This window comes from Sphingobium lignivorans (assembly GCF_014203955.1).
Lineage (GTDB): Bacteria > Pseudomonadota > Alphaproteobacteria > Sphingomonadales > Sphingomonadaceae > Sphingobium > Sphingobium lignivorans.
Genome location: NZ_JACHKA010000001.1, coordinates 751,041 through 766,031 on the forward strand (window position 1 = coordinate 751,041; position 14,991 = coordinate 766,031).

General features: G+C 66.8%; 12 protein-coding genes. 7 read left to right on the forward strand and 5 right to left on the reverse strand.

The window, feature by feature from the left end:
* The first annotated feature begins 2 nt into the window (after positions 1 to 2).
* Positions 3 to 1,433 carry an efflux transporter outer membrane subunit gene (locus tag HNP60_RS03520; RefSeq protein ID WP_184150272.1) on the forward strand — a complete coding sequence of 477 codons (1,431 nt, stop codon included), beginning with the start codon at positions 3 to 5 and terminating at the stop codon, positions 1,431 to 1,433.
* 36 nt (positions 1,434 to 1,469) lie between these two features.
* Here the strand turns inward: HNP60_RS03520 and HNP60_RS03525 are convergent, their stop codons facing one another.
* The gene (locus tag HNP60_RS03525) at positions 1,470 to 1,832 is read right to left on the reverse strand and encodes a UBP-type zinc finger domain-containing protein (protein ID WP_184150276.1); all 363 of its coding nucleotides are present in this window, start codon (positions 1,830 to 1,832) and stop codon (positions 1,470 to 1,472) included.
* A 100-nt stretch (positions 1,833 to 1,932) separates the two neighbouring features.
* Here HNP60_RS03525 and HNP60_RS03530 point away from each other — a divergent pair, with 100 nt between their 5' ends.
* Together HNP60_RS03530 and HNP60_RS03535 are read left to right on the forward strand one after the other, a co-directional pair.
* On the forward strand, positions 1,933 to 3,309 hold the full coding sequence (locus HNP60_RS03530) for an FAD-containing oxidoreductase (RefSeq protein ID WP_184150279.1): 1,377 nt from the start codon (positions 1,933 to 1,935) through the stop codon (positions 3,307 to 3,309).
* 1 nt (position 3,310) lies between these two features.
* The gene (locus HNP60_RS03535) at positions 3,311 to 4,975 is read left to right on the forward strand and encodes an FAD-dependent oxidoreductase (protein ID WP_184150282.1); all 1,665 of its coding nucleotides are present in this window, start codon (positions 3,311 to 3,313) and stop codon (positions 4,973 to 4,975) included.
* Between the two features lie 7 nt (positions 4,976 to 4,982).
* Here the strand turns inward: HNP60_RS03535 and HNP60_RS03540 are convergent, their stop codons facing one another.
* The 3 genes from HNP60_RS03540 to HNP60_RS03550 form a co-directional block, all read right to left on the reverse strand.
* Entirely contained in the window at positions 4,983 to 6,629 is a 1,647-nt protein-coding gene (locus HNP60_RS03540; RefSeq protein WP_184150285.1) for an FAD-dependent oxidoreductase, read from the reverse strand.
* A 376-nt stretch (positions 6,630 to 7,005) separates the two neighbouring features.
* Positions 7,006 to 7,455 carry a hypothetical protein gene (locus HNP60_RS03545; protein WP_184150288.1) on the reverse strand — a complete coding sequence of 150 codons (450 nt, stop codon included), beginning with the start codon at positions 7,453 to 7,455 and terminating at the stop codon, positions 7,006 to 7,008.
* Positions 7,456 to 7,492: 37 nt separating this feature from the next.
* Positions 7,493 to 8,197: a FadR/GntR family transcriptional regulator gene (locus HNP60_RS03550; RefSeq protein ID WP_158512671.1), complete on the reverse strand. Its 705-nt coding sequence runs from the start codon at positions 8,195 to 8,197 to the stop codon at positions 7,493 to 7,495.
* Between the two features lie 232 nt (positions 8,198 to 8,429).
* On the opposite strand from HNP60_RS03550, the gene HNP60_RS03555 reads away from it, so the two are divergent.
* Genes HNP60_RS03555 through HNP60_RS03565 form a run of 3 tightly spaced genes read left to right on the forward strand, consistent with a single transcriptional unit; the run spans position 8,430 to position 12,330 of the window.
* Positions 8,430 to 9,770 (forward strand): Rieske 2Fe-2S domain-containing protein, encoded by a 1,341-nt coding sequence (locus tag HNP60_RS03555; RefSeq protein ID WP_184150303.1) that lies wholly within the window; start codon positions 8,430 to 8,432, stop codon positions 9,768 to 9,770.
* A gap of 13 nt (positions 9,771 to 9,783) precedes the next feature.
* The gene (locus HNP60_RS03560; RefSeq protein WP_184150306.1) at positions 9,784 to 10,986 is read left to right on the forward strand and encodes a pyridoxal-phosphate-dependent aminotransferase family protein; all 1,203 of its coding nucleotides are present in this window, start codon (positions 9,784 to 9,786) and stop codon (positions 10,984 to 10,986) included.
* 54 nt (positions 10,987 to 11,040) lie between these two features.
* Positions 11,041 to 12,330 carry an MFS transporter gene (locus HNP60_RS03565; RefSeq protein WP_184150309.1) on the forward strand — a complete coding sequence of 430 codons (1,290 nt, stop codon included), beginning with the start codon at positions 11,041 to 11,043 and terminating at the stop codon, positions 12,328 to 12,330.
* Positions 12,331 to 12,357: 27 nt separating this feature from the next.
* On the opposite strand, the gene HNP60_RS03570 is transcribed toward HNP60_RS03565, so the two are convergent.
* On the reverse strand, positions 12,358 to 13,818 hold the full coding sequence (locus HNP60_RS03570) for an aldehyde dehydrogenase family protein (RefSeq protein ID WP_184150312.1): 1,461 nt from the start codon (positions 13,816 to 13,818) through the stop codon (positions 12,358 to 12,360).
* 89 nt (positions 13,819 to 13,907) lie between these two features.
* Between HNP60_RS03570 and HNP60_RS03575 the strand changes: the two genes are divergently transcribed.
* A complete protein-coding gene (locus HNP60_RS03575; protein WP_184150315.1) occupies positions 13,908 to 14,987 on the forward strand; it encodes an aldo/keto reductase in 1,080 nt (359 codons plus the stop codon).
* Positions 14,988 to 14,991: the final 4 nt, after the last annotated feature.

The window sequence follows — 14,991 nt, forward strand, 5'->3', positions numbered from 1 at the left end:
CCATGCGCAAGCTTTCGCTGATCGCCCTGCTCCTGACGGGCGCCTGCTCGATGAACCCGAAGCTGGAAGTGCCGGCGGCGCCCGTGGCGCAGACCTATCCGGATGCGCAGGCGGCGGAAGCGGCGAGCGCGGCAGGCATCGACTGGCCCAGCATGTTCGGCGATCCGCGCCTGCAGCGGATCATCGCGCTGGCGCTGGAGAATAATCGCGACCTGCGCATCGCGGCGCTCAACGTCGAGGCGGCGCGCTCCCAGTTCCGCGTGGCGCGCGGCGCGCAATTGCCGCAAGTCGATGCGACCGGGAGCTATACCCGCCAACGCGTTCCGACTGCCGCCGCGACGGCCGGCATTGGCGGCGTTCCGGGCAATGGCGACACGCCGAGCGGCTTCGAGTTCGAGCAATATACGGCGAGCGCCGCGCTCACGAGCTTCGAGATCGATCTGTTCGGCCGGCTGCGCTCGCAGAGCCAGGCGGCATTCGAGCGCTATCTCGCGTCCGACGAGGGGCGGCGGGCTGCCCGCATCGCGCTGATCGGATCGGTGGTCGACGCCTATCTGGAGGAGCGGCTGGCGCAGGAGCAGCTTGCGCTCACCGAGCGGATGCTGGCGGACTGGACAGCTTCGCTCGACATCACGCAAAAACGCCATGCGGCGCGGCAGGCGAGCGGGATGGATCTGGCGCAGGCCGAGGGGCAAGTGCGTCAGGCGGAGGCCGATCAGGCGATGCGGACGCGCGCGCTCTCCCAGGCGCGCAATGCGCTGCAACTGCTCGTGGGCGGGCCGCTGCCCGATGACCTGCCCGCGCCGATGAGTCTCATGGACCAGCCGGTCCGCACGCAATTGCCCGCCGGCCTGCCGTCCGACCTTTTGCGCAACCGGCCCGACATCCGCCAGGCGGAGCATACGCTGATCGCCGCGAATGCCGATGTCGGCGCGGCGCGGGCGGCCTTCTTCCCGCGCCTTTCGCTGACCGCGATGTTCGGCTTCACCAGCCTGGCGTTCGACGGGCTGTTCGACAACGACAACCGCAACTGGTCCTTCTCCCCGCAAGTGACGCAGCCGATCTTCCGGGGCGGCAGCCTGCGCGGCGAGTTGCGACTGGCGGAAGTGCGCAAGTCGATCGCGGTTGCCGAATATGAGCGTGCCATCCAGGCCGCCTTCCGCGAGGTGGCCGACGGGCTTGCCGGTCGCGCCACCTTCGCCACCCAGTCGGAGGCGCAGCGCAAGGCAACGCAGGCCGCGGCGCGGCGCGTGGAGCTCTCGACGCTGCGCTATCGCGCCGGGCTCGACAGCCGCCTCGAACTGCTCGATGCCCAGCGCAGCGACTATGCCGCGCAGCAGGCGCTGCTCGACCTGCGGCGGCAGGAACTTTCCAGCGCGGCGGGCCTGTATCGCGCGCTCGGGGGCGGGGACGAAGAGCCTGACGGGAACTGACCGGCCGGGCGGGATCGTCCGGGCCGACGCCCGCGATCAGATCTTCGGCGACAGACCCTTCACGGCGGAGGCGATCAGAAGGCCGGACGAATTGACGAATTTGGGGATGGGCCCGCGTTGGGGGGTCGTGTCTCCGCCGAAATCGATCTCCACCTCGTCGACATAACACCAGCCCCAGCCTTCGGGCGGATCATAGCCCTCGATGATCGGATGGCCCGTCGCGTGGAAATGCGCGGTCGCGTGGCGATTGGGGGAATCGTCGCAGCAGCCGACATGGCCGCAGGCACGGCACAGGCGCAGATGCACCCACCAGCTGCCGCTGGCGAGGCACTCGGCACAGCCGAGGCTCTGTGGCGTGACGTCGTTGACGGTGGCGGCATGATCGCAACCTTCGGCCATGCTTTACTCCTTCGCGCTGTCCTCATCCTGACTTACCATGGCCTCATCGCGTCGCGAACGATTCGATCCGCTGCCGAGCGAGTGCCTGAATGCGCGTACAATGAGCCAAAGTTTCGATGCCATCATCATCGGTGCCGGGCAGGCGGGGCCGCCCCTTGCAGGTCGCCTGACCGCGGCGGGCATGAACGTGGCTCTCATCGAGCGCAAGCTGATCGGCGGCACCTGCGTCAACACGGGCTGCATGCCGACCAAGGCGCTGGTCGCAAGCGCTTATGCCGCGCATCTGGCACGGCGGCACGACCTCGGCGTGATCGCCCGCGACGTGCGGGTCGACATGAAGGCGGTGGCGGCGCGCGCGCAGAAAGTGGCGAGCGATGCGCGCGGGCGCAACGAGAGCTGGCTCGGGAAGATGGATGGCCTCACATTGCTGCGCGGCCATGCGCGGCTGACCGGCCCGACCAGCGTGACCGTGGACGGCGCGGCGCTGACGGCGCCGCGCATCTTCCTGAATGTCGGTGGACGGGCGAGCGTGCCGGACATGCCGGGCGTGGGCGACGTGCCGCATCTCGACAATACAGACATGGTGGCGCTTGACAGCCTGCCCGCGCACCTCGTGGTTGTCGGCGGCAGCTATATCGGCCTTGAATTCGCGCAGATGTACGCGCGCTTCGGCGCCCGGGTCACGATCGTGGAGCGGGCCGGGCGGCTGATCGCGCGCGAGGACCCGGAAATTTCCGAGGCGATCCGCGATTTTCTCGAAGCCGAAGGCATCACGGTGCGCACCGATGCCGATTGCATCGGCTTCAAGCCGCATCCCAATGGCGCCATCGTGACAGTCGCTTGCCGGAGCGGCGAGCCGGAAGTGGTGGGCAGCCATGTCCTGCTGGCGGTCGGGCGGCGGCCAAACACGGATGATCTCGGCCTGGATGCCGCGGGCGTCGCGACCGACGAGCGCGGCTATATCAAGGTGGATGACCGGCTCGCGACCAATGTGCCGGGGATCTGGGCGCTGGGCGATTGCAATGGCCGGGGGGCGTTCACCCATACGGCCTATAATGATTTCGAGATCGTCGCGGCGAACCTGCTCGACGGGGAGGACCGCAGGCTCAGCCAGCGCATCACGGGCTATGCGCTCTATACCGATCCGCCGCTCGGCCGCGCGGGCATGACCGAGACGGAGGCACGCGCGAAGGGGCATGACATCCTTGTCTCGACCCGGCCGATGTCCCGCGTCGGCCGTGCCGTCGAGAAAGGCGAGACGCTTGGGCTGATGAAGGTGATCGCCGAGCGGACGACCCGGCGCATCCTGGGCGCGGCGATCCTGGGGACGAGCGGCGACGAGGCGATCCACGGCATTATCGATGCCATGTCGGCGGACGAACCGTTCGACACGCTGCGCTGGGCCGTGCCGGTGCACCCGACCGTATCGGAACTGATCCCGACATTGCTGCTGGGGCTGGACGAGGGGAAAGCATGAGATGAGCGTGGTCGAGGAGCGGGCGGCACAGCTCTTTCCGGTGCTGGACAAGACGCAGATCGAGATCGCATCCCGCTTTGCCAGCGGGCCGGCGCGACGCTTCGGGCCGGGGGAGGCGCTTTATACGATCGGCGACACCGGCGATCCGGCATGGCTGGTGCTGGAGGGCTGCATCGAGGCGATCCGGCGCGACGGGATCGCGGGGGAAGCGCTGATCCACCGGCATGGCCCGGGCGAACTCAGTGGCGAGGTCAACCAGCTGGCGGGCCGGCCATCTCTGGCGAGCGGGCGTGCCGGCGAGGAGGGCTGCCTCGCGCTGCCTTTCGATGCGCCGCATCTGCGCGCCTTGATGGTCGGCGCGGCGGAGCTGGGCGAGACGATCATGCGGGCGCTGATCCTGCGGCGTGTCGGGCTGATCGAGGAGGGCGCCGGCTCGATCCTGATCGGCCGGCCCGGGTCCGCCGATCTCGTGCGGATCCAGAATTTCCTGACGCGCAGCGGCTATCCCCATCTCGTGCTCGATGCCGACGCCGAAGGGGAAGGCCATGATCTCGTGGCGCAATTGGGCGTCGGCCCTGCCGACCTGCCGATCATGGTCTGTCCCAATGGCAGTTTCCTCAAGCGGCCGCAGGATGTCGAGGTGGCTGCCTGCCTCGGCATGGCGCCGGAGATCTCGCCGGACACGCTTTACGACGTCGCAATCGTGGGAGCAGGGCCGGCAGGCCTCGCTGCAGCTGTCTATGCCGCGTCCGAGGGGCTCTCGGTGCTGGTGCTGGACGAGCGGTCCTTTGGCGGACAGGCGGGCGCATCGATGCGGATCGAGAATTATCTCGGCTTTCCGACCGGCATCACGGGGCAGGCGCTGGCCGGCCGCGCTTTCAACCAGGCACTCAAGTTCGGCGCGGAGATCGCGATCCCGAACTGCGTTTCCCATCTCGACTGCGGCGGCGATGACGGCGTGCATCAGCTCGTGCTGGCGGGCGACGAGCGCGCCCGGGCCCGCACGGTCATCATCGCATCGGGCGCGCGATACCGCCGGCCCGACATTCCGGGCATCGAGGCCTTCGACAATGTCGGCATTTCCTACTGGGCCTCGCCGATCGAGGCCAAGCTGGTGCAGGGGCAGGTTGTCGGGCTCGTCGGCGGCGGGAATTCGGCGGGGCAGGCAGCCGTCTATCTCGCGCCCTTCGTGGAGCGGCTGCACCTCGTGGTGCGTCGCCCGCTGGAAGCCACCATGTCGCAATATCTGATCGAGCGCATCGCCAGCCAGCCCAATATCGAGGTGCATGTCGGCAAGGAGATTTCCTCCCTCGAGGGGCCGGGCGACGGCAGCATTTCTGCGGCCAGCTTCCGGTGCCGCACGCATGGCGAGATCGTGAGCCAGGCGATGCAGCATCTGTTCCTGTTCATCGGCGCGGAGCCCAATGCGGACTGGACACGCGGCTGCGTCGCTACCGATCCGGGCGGCTTCATCCTGACGGGGCGCGATATTCCCGGGGATGCGCGGACGCCGGGCAATGACGCGCAATCGCTCGAGACGAGCATGCCGGGTGTCTTCGCGATCGGCGATGTGCGCGCGGGCTCGACCAAGCGGGTCGCGGCGGCCGTGGGCGAAGGCGCCGCCGTCGTCGCGCAGATCCATCAGGCGCTGCAGGCGGCGCGCTGAACGTCGATCAGCCCTCGGCGCGGCGCAGCAGGACGCCCTGATCCACGAGGCGCGACTGGAGACTGGCCATGTCCACCTGGCGGGGCGGCACGCCGGTCCGGCAGGCAAGGCTGGCGGCCGCTCCCGCAGCCTCGCCCATGGACATGCAGGTCGCCTGATCCCGCACCGCACCGAGCGCCGCGAATGTCGTCGAGACGCAGCGGCCCGCGACGATCAGGCCGTCCACATCCTTGGGCAGCAGGCAGCGATAGGGAATGTCATAGGGCGCCTTGAACGGTGAGGCCACGCCTTCGCCCCACAGGCCGGTGACCGAATGGAGATCGGGCCCGCGCGGGCCGCCCATGGCGATCGCGTCGTCGAACCGGCGGCCCGCGAGCACGTCCTGCTCGGTCAGGACATAATCGCCAATGATCCGTCGGCCTTCCCGGGCGCCGCCGGTCGGCGATTCCATGACGATATAGGCATCCTCGAAGCCGGGGATGCGCTCGCGCAGGAAATTGAGATAGACCCGGTTGAGCTTGCGCCGATAGATCAGCGACTTGCTGACTTCCTCCTCATTGGTGTGGTCGTACCAGACTTCATAGACGCCGGACATCATCTGGCCGTCGCGCATCTTGCCGTGGCGGAATATGCCGGGGCTGCCAAAGCGCGGGGGCGGGTAGACCGGCGCCACCGCGCCAAGCAGCAGGGGCACCTTGCCGGCCTTGATATAATCCACCCATTCCCGGTCCAGCCCGGCCGGCAGCGGCACATATTTGCCATCCACCCTGGGGGCCGTGGCCTTGCCGGGAATGGGTCCCCCGGCGGCCGGCGAGAGGCGTAGCCTGGGAATGCCCCCGGCCGCGCGGATGCGATCGACCTCGTCCCAGTCGGTGGGCTGCACCACCGGCTCGCTGTAGAGCGTCTCGCCATCGAGGGACTTGTAGACATTCGGCGGGCGGCCGCCGCCCATCAGTTCGGAACGCTCGCGGTCCAGCTCGGCGCGCTCCTCTTCGGTGAGGAGGGGCTGGGCGCGCAGATAGGCGATCAGCCTGTCGACATCGATGCCGCCGATCTGCATGTCCATGGACCCGCCATGATGGCGCCCGTCCTCCTCGCGCCCATGGTTGAATGGCGCCCCGGCCCAGGCGGCGATATCGGCATCGGCGGACGCATCGATGACGACATCGGCCAGCACGACCTGGCCGCCGGACTTGTTGGCGATCGCCACGCCTTTCACCCGGCCATCCTCGACGAAGGTATCGAACACCATGGTGTTGAACAGGACCTCGACGCCGGCTTCCTCCATCATGTCGTCGAGGAGGCTCGTCATCATGACCGAATCGGTCGGATGCCGGGCGATGGGGTCCCCTTCGGGCGCGCCGCCGATGGCCTGGATGCGATGGAGAATCTCCAGCGAGATGCCCTTCACGACGGGCGTGCCGACGCCCTTCTCGATGATATAGCCATTGATGCCGATGCCGCCGATGCCGCCGCCGGTCATCATGCCGCCAAGATAGCCGACGCGTTCGATCAGCATGACGGCGGCGCCGTTTCGCGCTGCGCTCAGCGCGGCGACGCAGCCGGCAGGTCCGCCGCCTACGACGACGACATCCTTCTTCTTCGCAAGCCGCAACGACGTGCTGAAGCCGTCATCCTGATTGTTGATCGACATCCTGTCCTCCCGTCGCGCGGTAAGCCCCCGCTGATTGCATCGCTTCACCGCGTGCGCAGTGAAGGATTGTATAATGAATAAATAGTATTACAGTTTAAGCAGGGAGCCGCAAGGCCGGCCTTGATCCGGGCCGTGTAGCTCTTGGGCAAAAGCGCATGTTGCTTCTGCCCAGAGCCGGCGAACCGTGGCAGAACAGGTTCAAGCGCTGGCGGCGAGTCTGCCGTTCGACCTGATCGAGCGCGGCAATTCCGACTATGATCGCGACGTCGTCGTGTCCTGGCTGACCGCTTTCAGGCGCCGTCGAGCGGAAGCGGAACGGCAGAGAAGTTGTGAAAAGCGGACCTTAGGAAACACTGCGAACTAGGCGGCGAATGCCTCACGCACCGCTGTGAAGCTGCGCAATCCATTTTTCACGGGTCTCTTTGGAATGAAGGGGGAAGATTGTTAGTTCGCCATCTGTCACGAACTCCACACAATCTTCACTCCCAAGGAACGCGAAGTGCTGAACGTTGGGATAAATGGCACGCAGAATGTCGCCCTCATAGGTTTGCAATAATGAAGATCGCCGTGCGCGCTTAATGTAGGTCTTGCCGTCATATGCGAGGGTAGGAAGACCGTGAGCCGTTACCGAGTAATCGAATTCATCGACAACCCAATGCAACAGCGTACGCGCGGACACGCCGTAGCCCTCGATGGGTGTTTGATCCCCCGTAACGAGCAAGTTAATGGTGCCGGGCAAGCCCCCAATCAGATGGACATACGGGTAACGTATCCCATCCATGATCGACGGATATCCTTCCCACTCGCTGTTGGTGTCCGGGAACAAGGCACGATCCTCTGATCATCGAAGCTGTCCCCGCCGCTCAGCCTTTCGGAGCGGCATCCGCGGCGGCGCGGGCCTGATCGCTCATCTGCTTGAGGCGGTAGAGCATGGATTGCCGGCGATCGAGCAGGTGGGCGCGCATGGCGGTGAAGGCGCCTTCGGGGTCATGCGCCGCGATGCGATCGTAGATGCCCTGAAGCGCCTTGTAGCCGATGCGGCTGCTTTTCGGTGAGGCCTCGATCGCCGTGAAAAGGTTCAGCAGCGCGTGTTCGAGCGCATGCATGAGCGTGACGAGCGTGCGCGCGCCGGACGCCTCGACGATCGCGCGGTGGAAGGCGAGAATGCGCTCGACGGCTTCGGGGCGGGAAATGTCCGGCTCCATGATGCGATCCAGCGCGGCCTTGAGCGCCGCCAGCTGCGCATCGTCGATCCGCTCGGCCGCCAGCTCCGCCGCCCGGCATTCGATGCCGAGGCGAGCGTCGAAAACCTCTTCCGCCGTCACCTGGATGAGCATGAACTGGACGGCGAGCGCCGTGGCGAACTGATCGGGCTTGCCTTCGGCGATCGTGGCGCCGCCGCCGACACCGGTCTTCACGGTGATCACGCCCAGCGCCTCGAGCCGCCCCAGTGCCTCGCGGATCGGCACGCGGCTGGTCTGGAAGGTTTCGGCCAACTGCGCCTCGGTGCCGAGAAACTCGCCGGGCTTGAACTGCCCCGCGAACAGGGCGGCGATGACCTGCGACACGATGCGCGACGCCAGCGATTGCGACCGGATGGAGCTGAAAACGGGTTCTGAATCGGCCACGCGCAAGCAACTTTCTCTGGAACAGCCCCGGAAGCGGGCAGGCGGCATTCTGTCTTTTCGTATGATGAATCCCCGCAATTCACCAGATGCCGCTTGAGAGCTGGCTTGACAAGCCGAACCCTTCCTTCGAAAAGAAATAACGATAATATAGTTATATATTCGAGGAGGCGGCATGCGGGCAGACGAGAACAGGACCCTGACGCAAACGGGCCCCGAAACGCCGATGGGACGCCTCATGCGGCAATACTGGATCCCGGCCTTTCTCCCGGAGGAGACCCCGGCCGGCGGCGCGCCGCTGCGCTTGCGCCTGCTGGGCGAGAACTTCCTGGCGTTCCGCTCGCCGGACGGGAACCTCGGCGTGGTGGACCATCGCTGTGCCCATCGCTGCGCCTCGCTTTTCTACGGGCGCAACGAGGAGGGCGGCATCCGCTGCGTCTATCATGGCTGGAAGTTCGACCGGACCGGCCAGTGCATCGAGATGCCCAGCGAACCGCCCGAAACGGACTACAAGCATCTCGTGAAGATCCGCGCGCTGCCGGTGGTCGAGCGCTATGGCGTGGCCTGGGTCTATATGGGGGATCGTGACGTCCCGCCGCCCTTGCCGCATTTCGACCTCGACGAACTGGGCGCGGACGAGCCGATCTCGGTGAGCTTCATGATGCGCGAGTGCAACTGGCTGCAGGCGCTGGAAGGCGACATCGACACTTGCCATGTCGGCTTCCTGCATCTGGGCGGCGCGAGCCCGGACCAGTTCGAGGAAGGCTCGATCAATTATTATCGCCAGCTGCCGGAGAATCTGGCGCCGCGCTACGAAGCCATCGAGACGGATTATGGCGCCGTCTACTGCGCCTATCGCCATGCTGGGCCGGACAATCTCTATCACCGCATCGGCCATTTCGCGCTGCCCTTCTGGACCATGTCGCCGTCCGAACCGATGGATCATATCCGGGTACGGGCCTGGGTGCCGATCGACGATCATCACGCCATGCTGGTCGTCATCGGCGGACCGCGTACGGGTGGCACGACGCTGACCAGGGAGGGCAAGCCCCTGCCGGGCACGACCTCGCCGATCAAATTCCTGCCCAACAGCAGCGACTGGCTGGGCCGCTGGCGCATCGAGGCCAATCTGCGCAACGATCATCTCATCTCGCGGGAGGTCCAGTCGACGCAGAGCTACAGCGGGATCGAGGCGATTCCGGTGCAGGACCAGGCCGTCACCGAAAGCATGGGGCCGATCGTCGATCGCACCATGGAGCATCTGGGCACCAGCGACCGGATGATCGTGCTCACCCGGCGCAAGCTCCTGCGGACGGCTGCGGCGCTCAGCAATGAAGGGGTCGTGCCCGCCGGGGTCGATGAGGCCGGCATCTATCACGACATGCGCTCCGGCTTCGCCGTGCTGCCCGCCGATGAGGACTGGCTGGCTTATTATAACGCGCGCCGCGCAGCCTGGAGCGGCGGCAAGGCAAAACCGATCGCCCGCAGACCAAAATCCCTGCCCGTATCCGCTTGAGGAGCAGCCATTCATGTCCGATTCCGTGAAGCCCGGCCCGCATTTCCTGCAATTGCCGGGGCCGACGACCACGCCGCTGCGGATGATGGAGGCCATCGCACGACCGACCATCAATCATCGCGGCCCCGAGTTCCGTGCGCTGACCGTCGAGGTGCTGGAGGGGATCAGGACGATCTTCAAGACCTCCGGGCCGGTCATCATCTACCCCTCCTCGGGGACCGGCGCGTGGGAAGCGGCGCTGGTCAACGCCCTGTCCCCGGGTGACGCGGTGCTCATGTACGAGACCGGCTGGTTCGCCACGCTCTGGTGCCGGCTGGCGCGCAAGATCGGCCTTGAGCCCGAGCTTCTGGCAGGCGACTGGCGCAGCCCGGTCGATGCCGAGGCAATCGGCGCGCGGCTGCGCGAGGACAAGGCGCACCGGATCAAGGCGGTGTGCGTTGTCCATAACGAGACATCGACCGGCGTCACGTCCGACATCGCCGCCGTGCGGCGCGCAATCGACGCGGCGGGGCACCCCGCACTGCTGATGGCGGACCTCGTGTCGTCGTTGGCGTCGGTCGATTATCGTCATGACGAATGGGGCGTGGATGTCGCCGTCGGCGGTTCCCAGAAGGGGCTGATGCTGCCGCCCGGCCTGTCCTTCAATGCGCTGTCCGAAAAGGCGATCCGGGCCGCCGAAACATCGCGCATGGCGCGCGCCTACTGGGACTGGGCCGAGATGCTGGACGCCAACCGGCGGGGCTTCTTTCCCTACACACCTGCCATCAACCTGTTGCAGGGGCTGCGCGTCGCCATCGAGATGCTGAACGAGGAGGGGCTGGACGCCGTATTCGCCCGTCACCGGCGCGCGGCGGCCGCCACGCGGGCGGCGGTGGCCCGCTGGGGCTTCGAGACGCAGTGCAGCGATGCGACCGCGCATTCGCCGGTGCTCACCGCGGTCCGGATGCCCGAGGGCGTATCCGCCGACGCGGTGCGCGACCATGCGCTCGAGCGCTGCAACATGAGCCTGGGCAATGGCCTCGGGCAACTCGATGATCGCGTGTTCCGCATCGGCCATCTCGGCGATTTCAGCGAGCCGCTGCTGCTCGGGACGATCGCCGGCATCGAAGCCGCGCTTGGCTATGCGGGCGTCGCGCATCGGCGCGGCGGGACCGAAGCGGCCATTGCGGCGCTGAGCGGCACCGGGATGGCCGGCGCGGCCGATATGGCGGCATGACCGCGCCACGGGAACGATGCCGCGGCTGACGCAGCGAGAAGGGGAGAGCGGACGATGACGAGCCTGTCGGTCTTTCAGGAGAAGCTCGGCATCCTCCGGGCGAACTGGCGCTACCCCGGCTGGGGGATCGTCGCCAAGGCGTTCGTCATCTTCTTCCTGGCGTTCGGCGCGCCGCTCACCATGCCGTTCGTCTATCCGGAGGTCATGAAGGAGTTCGGCTGGACGCTGACGCAGGCCACGCTGATCTACACCTACAAGAGCATCACCGGCGCCATCATGGCGCTGTTCATCATCGGACCGCTCGTCGAGCGGCTGGGGCTGAAGGCGGTGCTGGTGACCGCGATGGTCGCCGAGGCGATCGGCCTCGCCAGTTTCCTGTTCGTCCAGTCGCTCTGGAGCTATTATCTCGTCGGCTTCATGATCGGTACTGGCCAGGCAGCGGTCATCATCAGCCTCAAGCTGCTGGTGTCGCGCTGGTTCATGCGCAATGTGGGGCTGGCCGGCGGGATCGCGATCGTGGGCGCGAGCTTCGGCGGTGTCGTCTTTCCGTTAGTCACCAGCCAGCTCATCCCGGTCTATGGCTGGCGCGTGGCGTTCGCGTGCCTCAGTCTCGGCATCTTCCTCGTGTCGATCCCGCTGGCCCTCTCGGCCCGGGCCAATCCGACCGAGGAGGACGTGCTACCCGAGGCAGTGCAGGCCAGCGCCGGCGTGAGTGGCGAGCGGCTGCGGGCGGTGGAGCTCGATTTCGGATTTCGCGACCTGTTCCGGCAACGCAGCTTCTGGTTCATTGCGCTCGCGACCTGCCTCTCCGCGGCAGTGGACCAGGCGCTGTTCCAGCACAGCATCTTCTACCTCACCAACGAAGTGGGCCTGACGCGGACGCTGGCGGCCAGCGCATGGTCCGTTACCTTCCTGGTGGGCATGGCCGCGAAATTCGTGGCCGGCGCGACGTTCGACCGCTTCTCGCTGAAAGGCGTCGCTTTCTGGAACCTGCTGCTGGGCACGGCAATCATCCTGGCGCTGCCCGCGCAGGGCCTGCTCACCGCCCTCGTCTTCACGTCCGTGCTGGGGCTGGCGCATGGCGGGCTGGTGGTGGACAGTCCCGTCGTCGCCAAGCATGTCTATGGGCCGCGCCACATGAACCGGCTGCTCCCGCTGCTCTCCGGCTTCAACACGCTGGGGTCGGCGATCGGGCCAGTGCTGCTCGCGAGCACATATGACCGGACGGGGACATATCTGGCGGGCTTTATGCTGTATCTGGGCCTGACCGTCGTCGCGGCGCTGCTGCTCTGGCGCGTGCAGCCCGTCTATCGGGACCGATTGCGCGCCCTGCTGCACGGCTGACCGGCGACCGGCAGGGCGCGCAGGCGCTCAGCCGACCGGCACGGTCACGACCTGCATTTCCATGTAGGAGCGCATGCCCTCGACGCCCTGCTCGCGGCCATAGCCTGAATATTTGGCGCCGCCGAACGGCACGTCCCGCCCGTTGCCGCCATGCCGGTTCACCCAGACGAGGCCGGCCTGCATATGCCCGGCCACGCGCGCCCCCTCGCGCAGGTCGCGCGTCCAGACCGACGCGCCAAGGCCGAACTCGGTGGCATTCGCGCGCGCGATCGCATCGTCGACATCGTCATAGCGCAGGATGGGGAGGACCGGCCCGAATTGCTCCTCGCGGACCAGCGGCGCGTCGTCCGGGAGGCCGGTGACGATCGTTGGATCGATGAAATAACCGCTGCCCTCGTGGACGGTGCCGCCTGTGACGATGCGCGCCCCGGGGGTTTGCTTCACCTCGCGGAGGAGAGTGACCACTTTCTCGAACTGCATGCGGTTCTGGATCGGCCCCATGCGCGTGTCGGGCGCAGTGCCCGGTCCGGTCCTGATGGCCGCGGCGCGCGTGGCGATGGCCTCGACCACAGCGTCATAAAGGGAAGCATGAACGAAGACGCGCTTGATCGCCATGCAGACCTGCCCGCAATTGGCGAAGGCGCTGCGGACGATGCCTTCGGCGGTGAGGTCGAGATCCGCGTCGGGCAGGATGATGGCGGGATCATTGCCGCCCAGTTCCAGCGTCACACGCTTGAAGGTGCCCGCCGCACTTTCCAGCACGCGCCGGCCGGTGGCGACCGTGCCGGTAAAGCTGATCTTGTCGATGCCGGGATGGCTGGTGATCCACGCGCCGAGATCATTGCCGCCGCTCACGATGTTGACCGTGCCCGCCGGCGCGATGTCCGCGATGGCCTGGCCGATCGCCAGCGTGGAGAGGGGCGTGAAGGGGGACGGTTTCAGGATGATCGTGTTGCCGGTGTAGAGCGCCTGCGCGACCTTCACCATCGCGAGCATCACGGGCACGTTCCAGGGCGTGATGCCGCCGACCACGCCGAGCGGCCGGTAGCGGATCTCGACGCGCTCGCGCGCGTCCTCGCGCAACAGCTGGTCGGAAAGATCGAGCATGGTCAGCGCTTCGATATGATCGGCCGCGCGTCGGATTTCGCCGATCGCGTCGCCCAGCGGCTTGCCCTGCTCGGCCGTGAGCAGCGCGCCGATCGGCTCGGCCCTTTCCCGCAGGCGCGCGGCAATGGCGTGAACGACCGCGCGCCGGTCTTCCGGCGATCGGGCCGTCCAGCCCGGGAAGGCGGCCCGCGCCGCTGCGACGGCCCGATCCAGATCATCGCGCGTGGCCGCCGGGGCAAGGGCGAAAGCCTCGCCCGTCGCCGGATCGATCACCGGCAAGGGCTGACCATTCCCGGCGATCATCTCCCCGCCGATGAGTATTGCGGTTGCGAGGGGATGCCGTGTGAGAGACGGCGCGATCATTGTCTGGACATCGTTCATTTGCTCTCCTGGGGGCCGTGGCGCTTGCGACCTGCGACTTAAAAGATATGATGGTTGTACAGTTATAGCAATGAGTGCTGGGAGGGGTGATGCTCGACGATTTCGTGACCTTCGGTCGATCCGGCCTGCGGGTCAGCCGCATGGCGCTGGGTGGTTTCAATTTCGGCGGCGGGCAGCCGTGGAGCCTCGATGGCAAGGCGGCCGGGCAACTGATATCGCGCTATCGCGACCTCGGCGGCAATCTTCTCGACGTTGCCAACAGCTATGGCGGCGGGGAAGCGGAGACGATCGTCGGGGACTATCTTGCCGCGCATTCCGGCGTCCGTGACCGGATGGTCATTGCCAGCAAATTCGGATCGAACGTGCATGCCGGCGATCCCAATGCCGGCGGGGGCGGTCGCAAGGCCATCATCCAGAGCTGCGAGGACTCGCTGCGCAAGCTCAAGACGGACCGGATCGATCTCTACTGGATGCATATCCATGATCCGATGACGCCGGTGGACGAGACGCTGCGGGCGCTCGACGATCTGGTGCGGGCGGGCAAGCTGCTGCATGTCGGCCTCTCCAACCTGCCGGCATGGCAGGTGGCGGAAGCGCACTGGCTGGCGCAGTTCCGCGACAGGACACCGATCGTCGGGCTGCAGCTCCAATATTCGCTCATGGAGCGGAGCATCGAGATCGAGCATGTGCCGATGGCGCAGGCCTATGGACTGGGGATCGCGGCCTGGTCGCCGCTCAAGAGCGGGGCGTTGAGCGGCCGGTACCGGCGCGACGATACGGCCAATCATGACGCCGAGGGCCGCGGCGCCTTCCTGGCGCGCATCCTCGATGAGAAGGCGGAACGCATTCTCGCGGTCGTGACGGAGATTGCGGATCGGATGGGCGTGAGCCCTGCGCAAGTGTCGCTGGCATGGCTGCTCGCCCGGCCCTGCGTGTCCACGATCCTCATCGGCGCGAACGATGTCGCGCAGTTGGAGGAAAATGCCGGCGCGAGCAGCATCATGCTCGCGCCGGAGGACCTCGCCGCGCTGGAGGAGGTGGGGCGGCCCGCCATGCCTTATCCCGCCGACTTCGCCCGGCGGGCGATGGGATCGATCAGTGGCGGGACACGGATCAACGGCGTCGCGCCCCCCACCGGTGGCGGCTCGCCGAGCCAGGCACGCCGCTGATCCC